The following is a 16,296-nucleotide window of genomic DNA, read 5'->3' as shown; positions in this document are numbered from 1 at the left end:
GCGTGAGCGGACCGTCGGGACCTGTGCGGCGGCCGGGGCCGGTGGGGCGGCCGGGGCTGGTGCCCCGGCCGCCCCGGTTTGAGATTCTGTGAGGGTGTGGGGAGTCGCGCGGTGGATCCGGTCCCGGCGCAGGCCCCTGCCCGCCGGCGGCGACCGCCACCGGAAGGGCGACGGCCCCGGTGCGGGCCCCGGCGGCGCCGAGCGGGCCGAGGACCCCGGCGCGCGGCTGGGCGCCCTGCGGGAGGCCCTGTCCGGTATCGGCACGACCCTCGACGCGGACACGACGTGCACCGAGCTGACCCGGGCCGCCGTACGGCTGGCCGGGGGCGCCGCCGCCGTTCTGCGCCGCACCGGGGACGCCTTCTCCGGGTACGACGCGATCACCGGGGACGCCGCGTCGCTGCCCGACGTCCGCTGGGCCGCCGCCGCGGCCCGCGAGGCGGGTGTACCGGCCGTCGACACGCCCCCCGACCCCTGGCTGGAGCACCCGGCCGCCGGCCACCCGGGAGCCGCCTTGTCCGTCCCGCTGACCAGCGGGGACACCGTGTACGGCGTCCTGGTGTGGGCCGACGCCGGGGGGCCGCTGCGCCGGGCCGACGCCGAGCTGCTCGCCCTGCTCGCGGAGCGCGCCGCCTCCCACCTCCGGCACGCCCGCGAGTACGAGCAGGTCAGCCGCACCGCCGGTGATCTGCAGCGGGCCCTGCTCGCCGAGCCCGGCCGCCCGCACCCCAACCTGGACGTCGCCATCCGCTATCTGCCGGCCGGCCGGAGCACCCTGGTGGGCGGCGACTGGTGCGAGACCGTGCGGCTGCACTTCGGCCGGACCCTGCTGGTCGTCGGCGACGTCATGGGGCACGGCCTGGAATCCGCGGTCGACATGAGCGCCTACCGCTCCTCCCTGCGCTACATCGCCTCCGCCGACCTCCCCCCGCACCGGGTGCTGCGGCAGATGGACGACATCGCCTCCGGGGAGGCCGACCGCCGGCCCGCGACCTGTCTGCTGGCCCGTGTCGACCCGGGCCGGGGCCAGGTCACGCTGGCCAGCGCCGGCCATCTGCCGCCCGTGCTCATCGGCCGGGACGGTGCCGCCGGGCTGCTGCCGGTGCCGGTCGGACCGCCGCTGGGCACCGGACTCGGCGGGTACGAGTCGGCCACCCACCGGGTGGCGCCCGGCGAGACGCTCGTGCTGTTCACCGACGGCCTCGTGGAGCGCCGCGGTGAGGACATCGACCACTCCCTCGCCCGGCTGGCCGCCCTGCGTTTCACCGCCGGGGACGCCGTCGACGCCGTCCTGGACTGGATCCTCGGCCGCCTGGACGTCCGGCACGCGGAGGACGACGTCGCCATCCTCGCGGCCCGGCCGCACATCCGGCAGGGACCGGCGCCGGGGGCGGTCGAGCCCGGGAAGTGACACGGCGTCATCCCCGTCGCCCCGCGTGGCCCGAGGGATCCGTGTCCGCGACAGGCGCCCGGTCCCGTGCCCGCCGAACTGCCGGAACACTCCCGGTCTAGACTCTTCCCGCAGCAGGCCAGGATCGGTCGGACCCGAAGGGCACGCGGCGTTTTGATACGGATAGATTCAGTCACGAAGCGGTATCCGGACGGCACGGTCGCGGTCGACCGGCTGTCGCTGGAGATACCGGACCGCTCGGTCACCGTCCTCGTCGGGCCCTCCGGCTGCGGCAAGACGACGACCCTGCGGATGATCAACCGGATGGTGGAGCCCAGCGAGGGCAGCATCCTCCTCGACGGCCAGGACATCCGGCAGCAGCCGGTCAACACCCTGCGCCGGTCGATGGGTTACGTCATCCAGAACGCCGGTCTCTTCCAGCACCGCACGATCCTCGACAACATCGCCACCGTGCCCCGCCTGCTCGGCCGGCCCAAGCGGGAGGCCAGGGCCCGGGCCGCCGAGCTGATGGAGCGGGTCGGCCTCGACGCCGCGCTGGCCAAGCGGTACCCGTACCAGCTCTCCGGCGGCCAGCAGCAGCGCGTCGGCGTGGCCCGCGCGCTCGCCGCCGACCCGCCGGTGCTGCTGATGGACGAGCCGTTCTCCGCCGTCGACCCCGTCGTCCGCAAGGGTCTCCAGGACGAACTCCTGCGCATCCAGGACGAGCTGGGCAAGACCATCGTCTTCGTCACGCACGACATCGACGAGGCGATCAAGCTGGGCACGAAGGTCGCCGTACTGCGCACCGGCGGCCGGCTCGCCCAGTTCGCCCCGCCCGCCGAGCTGCTCAGCGCGCCCGCCGACGCCTTCGTGGAGGACTTCCTCGGCGCCGACCGCGGTATCCGCCGGCTCTCCTTCTTCCCGGCCGCCGGGCTGGAGCTCCAGACCGCCCCCGTGGTCCCGATCGACGCCGACGCCGGCCGGCTCGCCTCCGGGGCCGCGGCGCCCTATCTCCTCGTCACCGACGCCGACGGCAGGCCGCTCGGCTGGAGCGAGCCGGACCGGCTCACCGCCGGCGCCGTCGACCGGGAGCGACTCCTCGACTTCGGACGGCCGTTCGTGCCGGACACCGACTCGCTGCGCACCGCGCTCGACGGTGCCGTGCTCTCACCGACCGGATGGGCGGTCGCGGTGGACGGCGAGGGGCGCGCGGTCGGCGTGGTCTCCCAGCAGGTCATCGGCGAGGCGATCCGGGACGCCCACGGCCGGGTGGCGGCGCGGGCCGATGCGAAGGCCGGGCGATGAGCGGCTTCTTCGACCTCCCGAGCGACCTTCAGCACAGCTATCTCGGCCTCGTCGGGCTGCATCTGCGCGAAGCGCTGGTGCCGGTGCTGGCCGGGCTGCTCGTCTCACTGCCGATCGCCCAGCTGTGCGTGCGGTTCCGCTGGATCTATCCGCCCGTCCTCGGCATCACCACCGTGCTCTACGCCATCCCGTCGCTCGCCTTCTTCGTCGTCCTCATCGACTACTTCGGCCAGAGCGAGACGACCGTCATGGTCCCGCTCGCGCTCTACAGCCTGGTGGTGCTGGTCCCGGCGATCGTGGACGGCGTCCGCTCGGTGCCTCCGGAGACCCTGGCCGCCGCGCAGGCCATGGGCTTCGGGCCCGTACGCCGCTATCTCCAGGTCCAGTTGCCCATCGCCGTGCCCGCCATCATCGCGGGTCTGCGGGTGGCGACCGTCTCCAGCATCTCCCTGGTCAGCGTCGGCATGCTCATCGGCAACCAGGGAGCCCTCGGCAACATGCTGTACGACGCCCAGGCCTACGAGCGTCCCGCCCTCGCCGTGAACTCGGTGCTGACCATCGCGGTGCTGGGCGTCCTCGCCGACGGCGCGCTGGTCCTCGTCCGTGTCCTCCTCACACCCTGGATGCCCAGGAAGGGGGCCGGCCGGTGAACGTCCTGGACTTCGCACGTGCCTTCTTCAGCGACGGCGCGCACTGGCACGGGTACGACGGCATTCCCACCCGGTTCGGCGAGCACGTCCGGTACTCGCTGGAGGCGCTGCTGATCGCCGCCGCGATCGGCCTGCCCGTCGGGCTGGTCACCGGTCACTACGGCCGCGGCGGCAACGCCCTCGCGTTCCTCGCCACCGCCGGCCGGGCGCTGCCCAGCTTCGGCCTGCTGGTGCTGATGTTCATCTGGATCGGCTTCGGTCTGCTGCCGGTGATGATCCCGCTGGTGGTGCTCGCCGTACCGCCGATCCTGGTCACCACCTACGAGGCGGTCCGCTCCGTGGACCCCTCCCCGGTGGACGCGGCCCGAGGCATGGGGATGCCGGAGGCGCGCGTGCTGTTCCAGGTGGAGGTGCCGGTCGCGCTGCCGCTGATCCTCAGCGGGCTGCGCACGGCGGCCATCCAGATCGTCTCCACCGCCACCATCGCCGCCTACGTGAGCCTCGGCGGCATCGGCCGGTACATCATCGACGGCCTCTACCAGAAGGACTACGAGAAGGTCGTGGGCGGCGCCACCCTGGTGGCCGGCCTGGCTCTCGTGACCCTGGCCCTGTTCTGGGCGGTGTCCCGGCTGACGGTGTCACCGGGCGTACGGCGGAGCGGCTGACGGTCGAAGTGGCCACAGATCGAAGCCAATTGGTGATCTGTGGCACTTGACTGACCGAGAACCGGCTGGATTGGATCGTCGGGTGACTTATACGACCCACATCAGCAGGTCCATCCGGAGGAGCCGAGGCGCGGCGGTGGTCGCCCTCGCGGCGGCGACGGCTCTGCTGGCGGGCTGTTCCTCCGACGACACGAACGACAACCCCCTCACGGGCGGCAAGGCGAGCGGCGACAGCGTGGTCGTCGGGTCCAACAACTTCCCCGAGAGCAACCTGCTCGCCGACATCTACGGTGAGGCCCTCAAGGCCAAGGGGATCGAGGTCACCTACAAGCCGAACATCGGCAGCCGCGAGACCACCTACGGGCTGATCAAGAACGGCTCCGTCTCGGTGATGCCCGAGTACAACGGCGCGCTCCTGGCACACCTCGACAAGAACGCCGTTCCGAAGACCCTCGAGGAGACCACGAAGGCCGTCAACGCCAAGCTGGACTCGAAGCTCACGCTGCTGAAGCCGTCCTCGGCACAGGCCAAGGACTCGGTCACGCTCAACGCGGCGACCGCGAAGAAGTACCACCTCACCGAGAAGTCCTCCATCGCCGACCTGAAGGACGTCGCCGGGGACCTGGTCATCGGCGCCTCGCCGGAGTTCCAGACCCGGCAGCAGGGCCTGGTGGGCCTGAAGGCCGTCTACGGCCTGGAGTTCAAGTCCTTCAAGGCGCTGGACGCGGGCGGCCCGCTCACCCGGGCGGCGCTGAAGAAGGACGACGTCCAGGTCGCGGACATCTTCACCACGGACCCGAAGATCACCGAGGAGAAGTTCGTCGTCCTGCAGGACCCGAAGAACCTCTTCGGCTTCCAGAACGTCCAGCCGCTCGTCCACAAGGGCACGTTGTCCAAGGAGGGCGTCGCCGCGCTCGACGCGGTCTCCGCCAAGCTCGACACCGAGACCCTGCTGGAGCTGGACACCCAGGTGCAGGCGGAGAAGAAGGACCCGCTGGACGTCGCCAAGGCCTGGCTGAAGTCCGCCGGTCTCGGCTGACGGACCACCGCCCGGAACGGCCACGGGCGTGCCGGCGCGGGTGACCCCGGACCCAGGGGTCACCCGCGTCCCGCTCCGTGCCCGCCGCTTCCCGGAAAGCTCAGAGGTCGAACTCGTGCGGCGGCAGGTCCAGCGCGTAGCACGCCTCACGGACCACGGCCTGCTCGTCCTTGTCGAAGTCACCGTCCGCGCCGCCGATGACGATGCCGATCTGGACGACGGCCCGCGCCTCGGCCGGCTTCTTCTTCGCCTTGGCGACTTCCTGCAGCACGCTCACCTTGCCGAAGGCGAAGTCGGCCGTCAGCTTGTTCAGGTTCTCCTCGAAACGCCGGCGCAGGTCGTCCGCCGGGAAGTTCTGCAGCACCTCGTTGGTGGCGATGAGCTGGGCCACCCGCTGCCGCTCCGACGGATCCACCGAACCGTCGGCGGCGGCCACCAGCGCGCACATCGCCATGCTCGCATCGCGGAACGCGCCGCTCTTCAGGTCGTTTTTCTTCGCCACCAACTGGGTCTGCATCTGCGACGCGGACTCCTTGACGCGGTCCCACAGGGCCATGTCCACTCCTCGTATCGGCCGTCCGGTGCGCCCTCGGCACCCGGCAGCGACTTCTACAGCACCGTAGAAACTAGTGGGGCGGACGGAAAGTTCCTGAGATCTACACTGAGTCCGCATACCACGGCAGGGACGGACGGAACACGGGGACCACGCGGCGGGAGGAAGGCGACAGTGACGACAGTGCCCGGCACCGGCCACCAGGACCCCTCCGCCGAGGTACTCGCCGCGGCGGCCGCCGCGTTCGGACTGCTCGCCGCGCCGGCCCGGCTGCACATCGTGTGGGCGCTCGCCCAGGGTGAGAGCGACGTGACCGGGCTCGCCGAGCGGACCGGCGGTGCGCTGCCCGCCGTCAGCCAGCACCTGACCAAGCTCAGACTCGCCGGACTCGTCCGCTCGCGCCGCGAGGGCCGCCGTCAGGTGTACTTCGTCGACACCGCCGAACAGGCCGCCGTGGTCGAGGTCGTACGCCTCCTCGTCGGCCGGCTGTCCGAAGGGCAACGGGCCCCCGTACCGGCCCGCTGAATCAGGTCGGGTGTGTCCCTCGCCCCTCTCGGGGGCGGTGCCGTCAGGCCGCTCCCTCCATGTTCTCCGCCCGTTCCGGTGTCAGGGCGCGTGCCGCGGTCCTCGCCCGCTTGCGGCGTGCGCGGCGGCTGACACGCGGTTCCCGGTCCGGGAGCCAGCCGAAGGCGAGGCAGCTGCCGGTGACGCCGAGGAGCAGGCCGAGGAAGAAGCCGCCCAGGTTGGAGGTGAGCCAGGTGCCCAGGGAGAGCAGGACACCGGTGAGGGAGTAGAAGAGCCGCTGGGACGGATTGAAGAGGATCAGCAGACCCAGCAGCACCATGAGGCCCGGCAGCAGATAGCCGGCCAGGCCCTGCATGCCGATGTGCAGCACGACCTTCAGCGAGGCCTGCTCGGTGAGCAGGATCTCGCCGCCGGCGAGGGTGAGCAGCAGCCCGCCCCAGAACGGCCGGCGGGCCCGCCATCCGCGGAAGGCGAGCCTCGGTCCCCGGTGTGGGCGATCCGGCACGGTGCTCAGCAACCCGTGTCGCTGAAGCGGAGCTTGAGGCCGGGCAGCTTGAACACACCTGCCGTCGTGGCGTAGTTGGTCTGCCGCAGCTTGGCGATGCGCACGGTGTCCGCCTGCTGGCTGAAGACCCCGATCGGACCCTTCACGCCCGCCTTGGTCAGGGTGCTGGCGTCGTTGCCGATCTCGATGTTGTTGAACTCCGCGTTGCCCGACAGCACGGTGGAGTCGGTGGTCAGATCGGTCGCGGAGACCTTCTCCGCGCCCCTGCCCGCGGTGATCAGCAGGTTGATGCCGCCGAGGTCGACGCTCTGGCACAGCTTGGTGAGGGTGGCGTTCTTGATGGCGGAGGTGACGACGAGCACCTGCCCGCCGGTGTCCCCGGCGTTCGGGCTGCCCTCCGCCATGTTGTCGAGCGCGCCGAACTGCTCGAATCCGGTGCCGTTCAGCTCGGTCGCGGTGACCGTGAACGGCATGCCGGAGATGGCGAACTGCACACCCAGTGCTCCTTGCGCGGTGAGGACCGCGAGACCGGCGGCGATCAGGGTGGCGGGCACCGCCATCACCGCGGCCCGGCGGGCCCGGACCCGCCCTCGTCTCTCGCCGCCGGCGGTGCTCCCCGCGGCGTTCGGGGCTTCGGGCGGGGTGTCGCTTCCAGGATTCTCCGGGGTGTTGCCGACGGACGGGACGTCCGGGGACGAGGCCATGTCTGCTCCCATGGGCATGGATCAATGCGGGTTGGGCTTCAGTGGCGCGGTGTCCTGGCGCGGACAGCGGATACCGCGCACGCCTCCTCGCGCCTCCCGGCGGATGCAAGGGCTTTCTCGTTACGCGGCAGTAGCCTCCGAGGAAGTTACCGCCGGTTACATTCGAGGGTCAAGGGAGATGTGGAAAAAGGGTGTGGGATGTGCGCGGGTAGCGACCGCACGCCACAACTCCGCTTGACTGCCTTGACGTTGACGCTTCATCAGGTCTACAACTTGCCTCGTTTCCACGGATCCGTGGCGCCGGATCCGGCAGGCGGCACCAGCCGCGTCCCGCGGCGCGGCAACGGTCACGTTCCCGGCCCTGCAACGGCAAGCGCTCCACCTCTCAGCGCGGCTCCGGCGCGATCGCTCTTTCCTTCTTCCGCCGTGCCCGGCCGCCCTCTTGTCCCGGCCCGGCCGGAGGTCTTCCCCCGAGATCTCCGGCCGGTGCCCGGTGTGCCGCCGACGCGGGGCCGTGGTGTACGGAGAAGGCGCTACGGCCCCGCGCCGGCGGCATCGCACGCACCACCGCCACCCCCCACCTCACCTCATCTGTCCCCCCACTTCGGAAGAGAGGCATCCGCATGCGTACGCGCTCCCTCCTCGCCCTCGGCGGCGCCGCCACCGCGCTCGCCCTGGCCTGGGCCACCCCGGCCTCCGCGGCCGGCACGGTCCTCACCACCGGCAGCACCGGCGGCACCGCCGTGGCCGTCGGCGACACCCTCACCGCGCCCCTGGCCTCGGGCACTTCCGCGACGTTCTACTCCAGCGCGACCGGCACCAGCGGCGTCAAGTGCACGGGCTCCCAGTTCACCGCCACGGTCACCGGCAACCCGACCGCGCCCGGCACGGCCACCGAGTCCGTCACCGCGCACACCTTCAACAGCAGCACCTGCACCAGCAACGTCACCGGCGTCCTCGGGGTCAACGGCATCACCATCAACAACCTGCCCTACTCGGCGACGATCACCTCCGGCGGCGACCTCACCGTCTCGCCCCCGAGCGGCTCCGCCATCCAGGCCACGGTCCAGCTGCGCACCCTGCTGGGCACCGTGACCTGCGTGTACCAGGCGCCCGCTCTGTCCGGCAAGGCGGACAACGCCGACAGCAGCATCACCTTCACCAACCAGCGCTTCACCAAGACGTCCGGCTCGTCGCTGTGCTTCGCCAACGGCTACTTCACGGCCAAGTACGCACCCGTCACCGACGCGGGCGTCCGCGTCTACGTCAACTGAGCGACCGGAGCCTCGGGTTCAGCGTCGTCGCAGCCGCAGCGCCAGGGCGGCGCCCCCGGTGAGCAGCAGCACCGCGGTGGCGCCGCCCGCCAGCAGTGACACCGAGGGGCCCGAGCCGCCGTGCGTGGCCCGGGCCACCGGGGTCGCGGCCGCGGCGGCGCGCTCGGGCCGCCCGTCACCCCGCTCCGGCCCGGAAGCCGGGCTCTCCACCGGCGAACCGGCCGTCCGCGCGGGCCGCGGGCTGGCCGCCGCCGGCGCCGCCGGTGTCGCCGCGGGCCGCCTGGACCGCGTCACGCCGGCGGCTTTCCCGTGCCTGGGGAAGACCACGTCGGAACAGGAGTAGTACGTGTCCGGCGTACTGCTGTTCTGCCATATCGTGTACAGCACCTGACGCCCCGTCCGGTCCGCGGGCAGCGTCGCGCTCATGCGGTACGCCCCGTCGCGCAGCGGCGGGTCCGTGATCTCGGCGAAGGGCCGCTCCGGCAGGTCGGACCAGGTCAGCGGCCTGGACGGGTCGTATCCCTGCTTGGTCAGGTACAACCGGAACGTGCCCGTGTGCGCGATGGTCGACGCATAGGCCAGCGTCAGCCGGCCGCCCGGTGCCAGCCGCGTCGCCGGCCAGTCCCGCCGGGCAAGGTCCAGGCCCCGGTACGCCGGCAGGTTCCCGCTGCACAGCCTGCCGTCCTCGATCATCTGCCGGTCACGGCCCCCCACCCCCGCCACGCGCAGGTTGTCCCAGGCGGTGAACGGGGCGCCGTTCGCCGCGATCGCCGCCCGGCAGGCCGCCGAGCCGGCCGCGCCCCCCTCGGGTGAGCAGGCGTAGACCCGGCTGACCGGGTCCGTGGGGGCTCCGTGCGCCTGGGCGGGCCCCGCCGCCCACGGCAGAAGCAGGAGCGGCGCCGCGGCGGCGGTAGCCCTGACGCTCAGTCGGGCGGTCATCCGAGTCATCCGGAACGTCTCCTCGGCAGGCGCGGGAACAGGGTCTGCGGCGTCCAGTACGGCGCCGGGGTGCCCCCTGTTCAGCCGGTCCGGCGCGCCCGTCACCGGAGGGGCGCGAAGGCACCGACCGGTTCTGCCGTTTTGCGCCTGTTCCCACGCCCCGTTGAGGAGCCGCCCGCCCGCCTCGTATCGTGTCGATCATGGGTGCGGCGCCGGTCGCCTCCTGGCCGCCGGGCGTCGGCCGGTGACGAAGGGGGAAGCCGACGTGATCTCGCTCGTCGTGCCGGCCGCCTGTGCCCGGCCGGTCATCGGCGTGCCGCCGGCACGTCTGTCCTCCGCGCGGGTGACGCGCTGGACTCCCGTTGCCGCTGGGTGAGTTATCGTATGCGGGGGGTTAAAACAAACCGCATGTCCTGTTCTTTTGAGGTGGGAGGAGAGGGGTCCCGGGATGGCGAGGCAGTTACGCGCTGAACAGACCCGCGCCACGATCATCACGGCCGCCGCCGACCTGTTCGACCAACGCGGCTACGAGTCCACCAGCCTGAGCGACATCGTCGCACACGCGAAGGTCACCAAGGGCGCCCTGTACTTCCACTTCGCCGCCAAGGAGGACCTGGCCCACGCCATCCTGCAGCTCCAGTCCAGAGCCGCGCAACGGGTCGTGGCCGACGCCGAGAGCCGCGGCGGCTCCTCCCTGGAGGCCCTGATGCGGACCACGTTCGGGATCGCCCGGCTCGCCGTGGAGGATCCCGTGCCGCGTGCCGGACTCCGCCTCGCCACCGCGGACATCGCCGTACGGCCGCCGCTGCGGCATCCGTTCACCGAGTGGCTCGACTTCGCCACCCGCAAGTTCACCGGAGCCGTCAGAGAAGCCGATCTGCACGGCGATGTGGACGTCGGCGTCGTCGCCCACTCCCTCGTGTGCTTCTTCATCGGCACCCGGGTCGCCGGCCGCTCGCTCGAACCGGTCGGACGGCTGCCGCGCCGGGTCGCCGAGATGTGGCACCTCGTGATCCGGGGCCTCGTCCCGGTGCACCGGCGCCCCCGCTACGTCACCCTCGCCACGCAGCTGGAGCGGGAGGTCCGCACCGCCTGACGCCCGCGATACGGTGACGGGCATGCCCGACACCCCGTTCGCACCCGTGATCCTCGGCAACGAACCCGGCTCGTTCCCGCACAGTGTGCTGGCCGAGCGGCACCCCGCGATCATCGGGCAGGTGCGGGACGCCTTCCCGTACGGCCCCGGGCAGCACCGGGCGCTGGACGAGCTGCTGAGGAGCTGCACCGAAGGGACGATCGAGCCGCTTCCCGCCGACGCCCCGGACCGTGACCGGTGGCACGGCTGGGGCCTGGCCGGCCACACCGGGCGCCCCTGGTTCGACGCACCCTGGCTGTGGTCGGAGAGCTACTTCTACCGCCGGCTGCTCGACGCCGTCGGCTGGTTCGGCCCGGGCCCCTGGCAGGGCGTCGACCCGTTCCGCCCCTTCAAGCGCGCCGAACTCGACGCCCCCGAGACCGACGAGGAACTGGCCGCCCTGGACGGCCTGCGCGACCTGCCGGAGCAGGAGCGGGCGAAGGCCCTGCTGCACGGCTCGCTGTGGGGCAACCGCGCCGATCTCGGCTTCCGGCTCTCCGCCGCGGGCGCCGAGGCCCGGGAGGCGTCCCCCGGGCTGGTCGCCGACGACAGCGACGTCCTGTGGTCGCTGCTGCCGCCCGACGAGACGGGCACGCTCGTGCTCGTCGCCGACAACGCGGGCCGTGAACTCGTCCCCGACCTGCTGCTGATCGCCCACCTCCTCGCCGGCGGCCGGACCGCGCGGGCCGTCCTGCACGTCAAGCCGTACCCGTACTACGTCTCCGACGCCACCACCGCCGACGTGGTCGACGCTCTGCGCCGGCTGCGCACGGCCGGCGGCGCGGCCGCCGAGCACGCGCGCGTGCTCTGGTCGGCCATGGCCGACGGCCGGCTCGCCGTCCGCGCGCACCCGTTCTCCTGCGCCCCGCTGCCGTACGCCGACATGCCCGACGACCTGCGCGCCGAGTTCGCGGCGGCCACCCTGACCATCGTCAAGGGCGACCTCAACTACCGCCGCCTGGTGGGCGACCGGCGGTGGCCGCCGACCACGCCCTTCCGCCGGACGACCGCGTACTTCCCCGGACCGGTCGCCGCGCTGCGCACCCTCAAGTCCGACGTGATCACCGGCCTGTCCGCGGCCACCGAGGCCGCGCTGGTGGCGGCCGGGGAACAGAGCTGGCGGACCAGCGGCACGCACGCCCTGATCCAGGCCGACCCGTCAGGCCAGGTGCACCCGGAGTGACTTGACGCCGTTGATGAAGTTCGACACCAGCCGTCCGGCCGGTCCGGCGAGGCGCGGCGGCTCCGGCAGGACACGCAGCACCTCCTCGTGCAGCAGCCGCAGTTGCAGCCGTGCGAAGTGGGTGCCCAGACAGACGTGCGGGCCGTCGCCGAACGAGACGTGCGGATTGGGGGAGCGGGTGAGGTCGAGCCGCTCCGGCGCGGCGAAGACGCGCTCGTCCCGGTTGGCCGAGGCGTGGAACACCACCACCTTGTCACCCGCCCGGATCCGCCGGCCCGCCAGCTCGGTGTCCCGCACGGCCGTCCGGCGGAACGTCAGCACCGGCGGATGCCAGCGCAGCAGCTCGTCCCCCGCGGACGCGAGCCCGGCCTTTTTGGCGCGGAGCGTCTCGTACGCCTCCGGATGCTCCGCCAGCGCCAGCAGGCCGCCCGGGGCCGCGCCGCGCACGGTGTCGTTGCCCGCCACCGTCAGCAGGAAGAAGAACATCTCCAGCTCGGCACCGGCGAGTTCCGCCTCGTGGCCGAGGGACGTCATGATGTCGTCGGCGGGACACCGGCGCTTGAACGCGGCCAGCTGCCCGGCGTAGTCGAACATGTCCCGCAGCATCGCCGGAGACCGCGGATCGACCGGCCTGCCCGCCCCGTCCCGCACCGGCGGCCCCGCCTCGTCCGGGTCCTGGTAGCCGATGACCCGCTGGGTCCAGCGCAGCAGCAGCCGCCGGTCGCTCTCCGGGACGCCCAGCAGGTCCGCCAGGTTCAGCAGGGCGTACTCGTCGGTGACGGCGGACACCAGATCGACCGTGCCGTCGCCCTCCCGCGCCTGCGCCAGGGCGCCCGCGAGCAGCGCCCGCGCCCGCTCCCGGGCGACGGCCGCGAAGCGCTCGACACGGCCCGGCGTGAAGGCACGGCTCACCAGCCGGCGCAGACGGCCGTGGCCCGGGGGGTCCTGATTGAGCATCATCCGGCGGATGAACGGCAGGTCCTCCGGATCGGGGTCACGGATCTGGGTCGCACCGGCGTACGAGGAGTACGTTCCGGCGTCCTTCAGCACCCGCACGACGTCCACGTGCCGGGTCACCGCCCAGAACCCGGGCCCGGCCGGCCAGCCCAGCACCTCGGGCTCCTCCTGCCAGGCCACCGGATGGTGGTCGCGCAGCACGCGGTAGTCGTCGTACGGCACCCCGGCGGCGTACCGGCGCGGATCGAAGACGTCCGGCACCGGCGGCGCCTCGCGCACGCTCACGCCGGCTCGCCCCGGGCCGCCCCCGGGGCGGCGTCCGTCCCGTCCGCGTCGTCCGCCCGCAGGAAGTCCTCGACGGTACGGACCAGCTCCAGCGGGGTCTCGTCCATCGCGTAGTGGCCGGCGCCGGGCAGTACGGCGAGCCGGGCCCGCGGGTACCAGGACATCCAGGTCTGCCGCATGACCTCCGGCGACAGCGCCGGGTCGAGCTCGCCGGCCACGGCGAGCGCCGGCACCTCGCTGCCCTCGACGTCGGTGCTGAAGTCGTCCCCCGCCCAGGAGTCCAGCCAGGCCCGGAACGCCTTGGCGTCGCTGCGCTCCAGCGAGCGGTCGACCATCCGGTCCAGCCAGGCGGCGGGCCGGCGGCCCCCGGTGGTGAAGTCGATGATCGTGCGCCGGTTCTCCGCCCGGTGCGCCGCGTCCGCGAACAGCACCGCCTGCTCGCCGGCCAACGGCATGCCCGACGCGGGCACGGGCGAGACGCCGGCGATCCGGCGCAGCCGGTGCGGGGCCACGGTGAGCAGCCGCTGGGCCACCGCGCCGCCCATCGAGTGCCCGATCACCGAGAACCGCGCCCAGCCGAGCCGGTCCGCCAGCTCCACCAGGTCCACGGCCGCCTCGGCCGTCGTGTACGAGCCCGTGGCGTCCCGGGCCTCGCCGTATCCGCGCAGGTCGACCAGCGCATAGCTGAAGGAGGTGCGGTCGAGGTCCGGCAGGACGGCCGCGAAGGCGGACCGGTCGGCGAACCAGCCGTGCACGGCGAACACCTTGTGGGCGCCGTCGCCGTGCACCTCATGGGGCAGCACGAAGGAGGTCATGCCGCCTACCGTGGCCCGCGCGCGCGGGCACGGCAAGGGCGCCGACGCCACAAGTCACCACCACGGATCCACGTTTCGGGGGCGGTTCACGCGATGGTGTGATCATGTGCCGCCGGGCGGATGCGGGTCCGGAGCCGCGGGTAGAGCCCGGGCCATGACGCAGCCGTTCGAACTCCCGCACTTCTACATGCCGTATCCCGCGCGCCTCAACCCGCACCTGGACGAGGCCCGGGCCCACTCCACCCGGTGGGCCCGCGAGATGGGCATGCTGGAGGGCTCCGGGATCTGGGAGCAGGCCGACCTGGAGGCGCACGACTACGGGCTCCTGTGCTCCTACACCCACCCCGACTGCGACGGCCCCGCTCTCTCGCTGATCACCGACTGGTACGTATGGGTGTTCTTCTTCGACGACCACTTCCTCGACATGTTCAAGCGCACCCCCGACCGCGCCGCCGGAAAGGCGCACCTGGACCGTCTGCCGCTGTTCATGCCGCTCGACCCGTCGACCGCCGTGCCCGAGCCGGAGAACCCCGTCGAGGCGGGCCTGAAGGACCTGTGGGAGCGCACGGTGCCGTCGATGTCGGTGGACTGGCGCCGCCGGTTCTCCGTCGCCACCGAGCACCTGCTCAACGAGTCGATGTGGGAGCTGTCCAACATCCACGAGGGGCGGATCGCCAACCCCGTCGAATACATCGAGATGCGCCGCAAGGTGGGCGGCGCCCCCTGGTCGGCCGGGCTCGTGGAGTACGCGACCGCCGAGGTGCCCGCGTCCGTCGCCGGCACCCGGCCGCTGCGCGTCCTCATGGAGACGTTCGCCGACGCCGTCCACCTGCGCAACGACCTGTTCTCCTACCAGCGCGAGGTCGAGGACGAGGGCGAGAACAGCAACGGCGTGCTGGTCCTGGAGAAGTTCTTCGGCTGCACCACCCAGGAGGCCGCCGACACCGTCAACGACGTCCTCACCTCCCGGCTCCACCAGTTCGAGCACACCGCGCTCACCGAAGTCCCCGCCGTAGCCCTGGAGAAGGGCCTCACACCCGGCGAGGCCGCCGCCGTCGCCGCCTACACCAAGGGTCTGCAGGACTGGCAGTCCGGCGGCCACGAGTGGCACCTGCGCTCCAGCCGCTACATGAACCAGGGCGCCCGGTCCGGCTCGCCCTGGCAGTCGCCGAGCGGCCCCGGCACCTCCGCCGCCGATGTCGGCGCGCTCCTCGCCGCGGCCGCCCGGGACCGGCTGCGCGCCTACTCCCACGTGCCCCACCAGAAGGTCGGACCGTCCCGCATCCCCGATCTGCACATGCCGTACGAGCTGGGTCTCAGCCCCCACCTCGACGGGGCCCGGGGCCGCCTCCTCGACTGGTGCCACCGCATGGGCATCCTCCGGGAGGGTGTCTGGGACGAGGACAAGCTCGCCGCGTACGACCTCGCGCTGTGCTCCGCAGGACTGGACCCGGACGCCACCGCGGAGGCCCTCGACCTCAGCGCCCAGTGGCTCGCCTGGGGCACCTACGGCGACGACTACTACCCGCTGGTGTACGGCCACCGCCGGGACCTCGCCGCCGCCCGGCTGACCACGGCCCGGCTGTCGGAGTGCATGGCCGTCGAGGGTGAGCCGGCCGTCGTCGCCGGCGACGCCATGGAACGCGGACTGATCGACCTGTGGACCCGCACCACGGCCGGGATGACCGCCGGCCAGCGGCGCACCCTCAAGGCCTCCGTGGACGCCATGACCGAGAGCTGGGTCTGGGAGCTCTCCAACCAGCTGCAGAACCGCGTCCCCGACCCGGTCGACTACCTGGAGATGCGGCGCTCCACCTTCGGCTCGGACCTCACCCTCAGCCTGTGCCGGATGGGCCACGGCCCGGCGATCCCGCCCGAGGTGTACGCCAGCGGTCCGGTGCGCTCCCTGGAGAACGCCGCCATCGACTGGGCCTGCCTCGTCAACGACGTCTTCTCCTACCAGAAGGAGATCGAGTACGAGGGCGAGATCCACAACGCCGTCCTGGTCGTGCAGAACTTCTTCGGCGTGGACTACCCGGACGCGCTGCGCGTCGTCCATGACCTGATGACCCAGCGCATGGAGCAGTTCCAGCACGTGATCGCCCATGAACTGCCGGTTCTCTGCGACGACTTCGGACTGTCCGCCGACGCGCGCACGGCCGTGGGCGCCTATGTGCTGGACCTGCAGAACTGGCTGGCCGGGATCCTCCACTGGCACCGGGAGGCCGACCGCTACAAGGCGGCGTGGCTCGGCCGCCGCGCCCACGGCTTCCTGCCGGACCACCCGCCCGTCGCACCGGTCCCGGCACCCGTCGTACCGGCCCGGGCCCCCGCCGTGCCGGTCCTGGCGCGCGGCTGACGGTCGCGGAATC

16 protein-coding genes are annotated in these 16,296 nt (G+C 72.4%); 10 read left to right on the top strand and 6 right to left on the bottom strand.

The window, feature by feature from the left end; genetic code table 11:
• The first annotated feature begins 94 nt into the window (after positions 1-94).
• The 5 genes from FHS34_RS31385 (at position 95) to FHS34_RS31365 (ending at position 5,049) form a co-directional block, all read left to right on the top strand.
• Positions 95-1,411 carry a PP2C family protein-serine/threonine phosphatase gene (locus tag FHS34_RS31385; RefSeq protein ID WP_184971710.1) on the top strand — a complete coding sequence of 439 codons (1,317 nt, stop codon included), beginning with the start codon at positions 95-97 and terminating at the stop codon, positions 1,409-1,411.
• 153 nt (positions 1,412-1,564) lie between these two features.
• Positions 1,565-2,695 carry an ABC transporter ATP-binding protein gene (locus tag FHS34_RS31380; protein WP_184971708.1) on the top strand — a complete coding sequence of 377 codons (1,131 nt, stop codon included), beginning with the start codon at positions 1,565-1,567 and terminating at the stop codon, positions 2,693-2,695.
• Positions 2,692-3,345 carry an ABC transporter permease gene (locus FHS34_RS31375; protein WP_184971705.1) on the top strand — a complete coding sequence of 218 codons (654 nt, stop codon included), beginning with the start codon at positions 2,692-2,694 and terminating at the stop codon, positions 3,343-3,345. The genes FHS34_RS31380 and FHS34_RS31375 overlap by 4 nt, the downstream gene beginning before the upstream one ends.
• Positions 3,342-4,010, top strand: a complete 669-nt coding sequence (locus FHS34_RS31370) for an ABC transporter permease (protein WP_184971703.1) — start codon at positions 3,342-3,344, stop codon at positions 4,008-4,010. Before FHS34_RS31375 ends, FHS34_RS31370 begins: the two co-directional genes overlap by 4 nt.
• Before the next feature lie 82 nt (positions 4,011-4,092).
• Positions 4,093-5,049 (top strand): ABC transporter substrate-binding protein, encoded by a 957-nt coding sequence (locus FHS34_RS31365; protein WP_184971701.1) that lies wholly within the window; start codon positions 4,093-4,095, stop codon positions 5,047-5,049.
• A 100-nt stretch (positions 5,050-5,149) separates the two neighbouring features.
• Here FHS34_RS31365 and FHS34_RS31360 read toward each other — a convergent pair whose 3' ends face one another.
• Positions 5,150-5,605, bottom strand: coding sequence for a tellurite resistance TerB family protein (locus FHS34_RS31360; RefSeq protein WP_184971699.1), 456 nt, complete (start codon positions 5,603-5,605; stop codon positions 5,150-5,152).
• A 171-nt stretch (positions 5,606-5,776) separates the two neighbouring features.
• On the opposite strand from FHS34_RS31360, the gene FHS34_RS31355 reads away from it, so the two are divergent.
• Positions 5,777-6,127, top strand: a complete 351-nt coding sequence (locus FHS34_RS31355) for an ArsR/SmtB family transcription factor (protein WP_184971697.1) — start codon at positions 5,777-5,779, stop codon at positions 6,125-6,127.
• Positions 6,128-6,170: 43 nt separating this feature from the next.
• Here the strand turns inward: FHS34_RS31355 and FHS34_RS31350 are convergent, their stop codons facing one another.
• A complete protein-coding gene (locus FHS34_RS31350) occupies positions 6,171-6,632 on the bottom strand; it encodes a DUF6114 domain-containing protein (RefSeq protein ID WP_225817679.1) in 462 nt (153 codons plus the stop codon).
• 5 nt (positions 6,633-6,637) lie between these two features.
• On the bottom strand, positions 6,638-7,336 hold the full coding sequence (locus FHS34_RS31345) for a DUF6230 family protein (RefSeq protein WP_184971829.1): 699 nt from the start codon (positions 7,334-7,336) through the stop codon (positions 6,638-6,640).
• 623 nt (positions 7,337-7,959) lie between these two features.
• Between FHS34_RS31345 and FHS34_RS31340 the strand changes: the two genes are divergently transcribed.
• A complete protein-coding gene (locus FHS34_RS31340; RefSeq protein ID WP_184971693.1) occupies positions 7,960-8,610 on the top strand; it encodes a Tat pathway signal sequence domain protein in 651 nt (216 codons plus the stop codon).
• Between the two features lie 18 nt (positions 8,611-8,628).
• Here FHS34_RS31340 and FHS34_RS31335 read toward each other — a convergent pair whose 3' ends face one another.
• On the bottom strand, positions 8,629-9,558 hold the full coding sequence (locus tag FHS34_RS31335) for a lytic polysaccharide monooxygenase auxiliary activity family 9 protein (RefSeq protein ID WP_184971691.1): 930 nt from the start codon (positions 9,556-9,558) through the stop codon (positions 8,629-8,631).
• Between the two features lie 439 nt (positions 9,559-9,997).
• Between FHS34_RS31335 and FHS34_RS31330 the strand changes: the two genes are divergently transcribed.
• The gene (locus FHS34_RS31330) at positions 9,998-10,645 is read left to right on the top strand and encodes a ScbR family autoregulator-binding transcription factor (protein ID WP_184971689.1); all 648 of its coding nucleotides are present in this window, start codon (positions 9,998-10,000) and stop codon (positions 10,643-10,645) included.
• A 22-nt stretch (positions 10,646-10,667) separates the two neighbouring features.
• The gene (locus FHS34_RS31325) at positions 10,668-11,867 is read left to right on the top strand and encodes a damage-control phosphatase ARMT1 family protein (RefSeq protein ID WP_184971687.1); all 1,200 of its coding nucleotides are present in this window, start codon (positions 10,668-10,670) and stop codon (positions 11,865-11,867) included.
• Here the strand turns inward: FHS34_RS31325 and FHS34_RS31320 are convergent.
• The gene (locus tag FHS34_RS31320; RefSeq protein ID WP_184971685.1) at positions 11,844-13,109 is read right to left on the bottom strand and encodes a cytochrome P450; all 1,266 of its coding nucleotides are present in this window, start codon (positions 13,107-13,109) and stop codon (positions 11,844-11,846) included. The two genes, FHS34_RS31325 and FHS34_RS31320, sit on opposite strands and share 24 nt — an antisense overlap.
• Positions 13,106-13,924 (bottom strand): alpha/beta fold hydrolase, encoded by an 819-nt coding sequence (locus FHS34_RS31315; RefSeq protein WP_184971683.1) that lies wholly within the window; start codon positions 13,922-13,924, stop codon positions 13,106-13,108. Before FHS34_RS31315 ends, FHS34_RS31320 begins: the two co-directional genes overlap by 4 nt.
• 154 nt (positions 13,925-14,078) lie before the next feature.
• Here FHS34_RS31315 and cyc2 point away from each other — a divergent pair, with 154 nt between their 5' ends.
• Positions 14,079-16,283: a germacradienol/geosmin synthase Cyc2 gene (gene cyc2, locus FHS34_RS31310; RefSeq protein WP_184971681.1), complete on the top strand. Its 2,205-nt coding sequence runs from the start codon at positions 14,079-14,081 to the stop codon at positions 16,281-16,283.
• Positions 16,284-16,296: the final 13 nt, after the last annotated feature.

The organism is Streptomyces echinatus (genome assembly GCF_014203595.1).
GTDB lineage: Bacteria > Actinomycetota > Actinomycetes > Streptomycetales > Streptomycetaceae > Streptomyces > Streptomyces echinatus.
Note: the sequence above shows the minus strand (reverse complement) of the source record. Positions and strands in the feature narration are given on the sequence as shown.

Bases quoted from the DNA above. Each gene is read 5' to 3' on its own strand.
- FHS34_RS31375 (WP_184971705.1), top strand. From the start codon at position 2,692: ATGAGCGGCTTCTTCGACCTCCCGAGCGACCTTCAGCACAGCTATCTC.
- FHS34_RS31360 (WP_184971699.1), bottom strand. From the start codon at position 5,605: ATGGCCCTGTGGGACCGCGTCAAGGAGTCCGCGTCGCAGATGCAGACC.
- FHS34_RS31345 (WP_184971829.1), bottom strand. From the start codon at position 7,336: ATGGCCTCGTCCCCGGACGTCCCGTCCGTCGGCAACACCCCGGAGAAT.
- FHS34_RS31340 (WP_184971693.1), top strand. From the start codon at position 7,960: ATGCGTACGCGCTCCCTCCTCGCCCTCGGCGGCGCCGCCACCGCGCTC.
- FHS34_RS31335 (WP_184971691.1), bottom strand. From the start codon at position 9,558: ATGACTCGGATGACCGCCCGACTGAGCGTCAGGGCTACCGCCGCCGCG.
- FHS34_RS31330 (WP_184971689.1), top strand. From the start codon at position 9,998: ATGGCGAGGCAGTTACGCGCTGAACAGACCCGCGCCACGATCATCACG.
- FHS34_RS31325 (WP_184971687.1), top strand. From the start codon at position 10,668: ATGCCCGACACCCCGTTCGCACCCGTGATCCTCGGCAACGAACCCGGC.
- FHS34_RS31315 (WP_184971683.1), bottom strand. From the start codon at position 13,924: ATGACCTCCTTCGTGCTGCCCCATGAGGTGCACGGCGACGGCGCCCAC.
- cyc2 (WP_184971681.1), top strand. From the start codon at position 14,079: ATGACGCAGCCGTTCGAACTCCCGCACTTCTACATGCCGTATCCCGCG.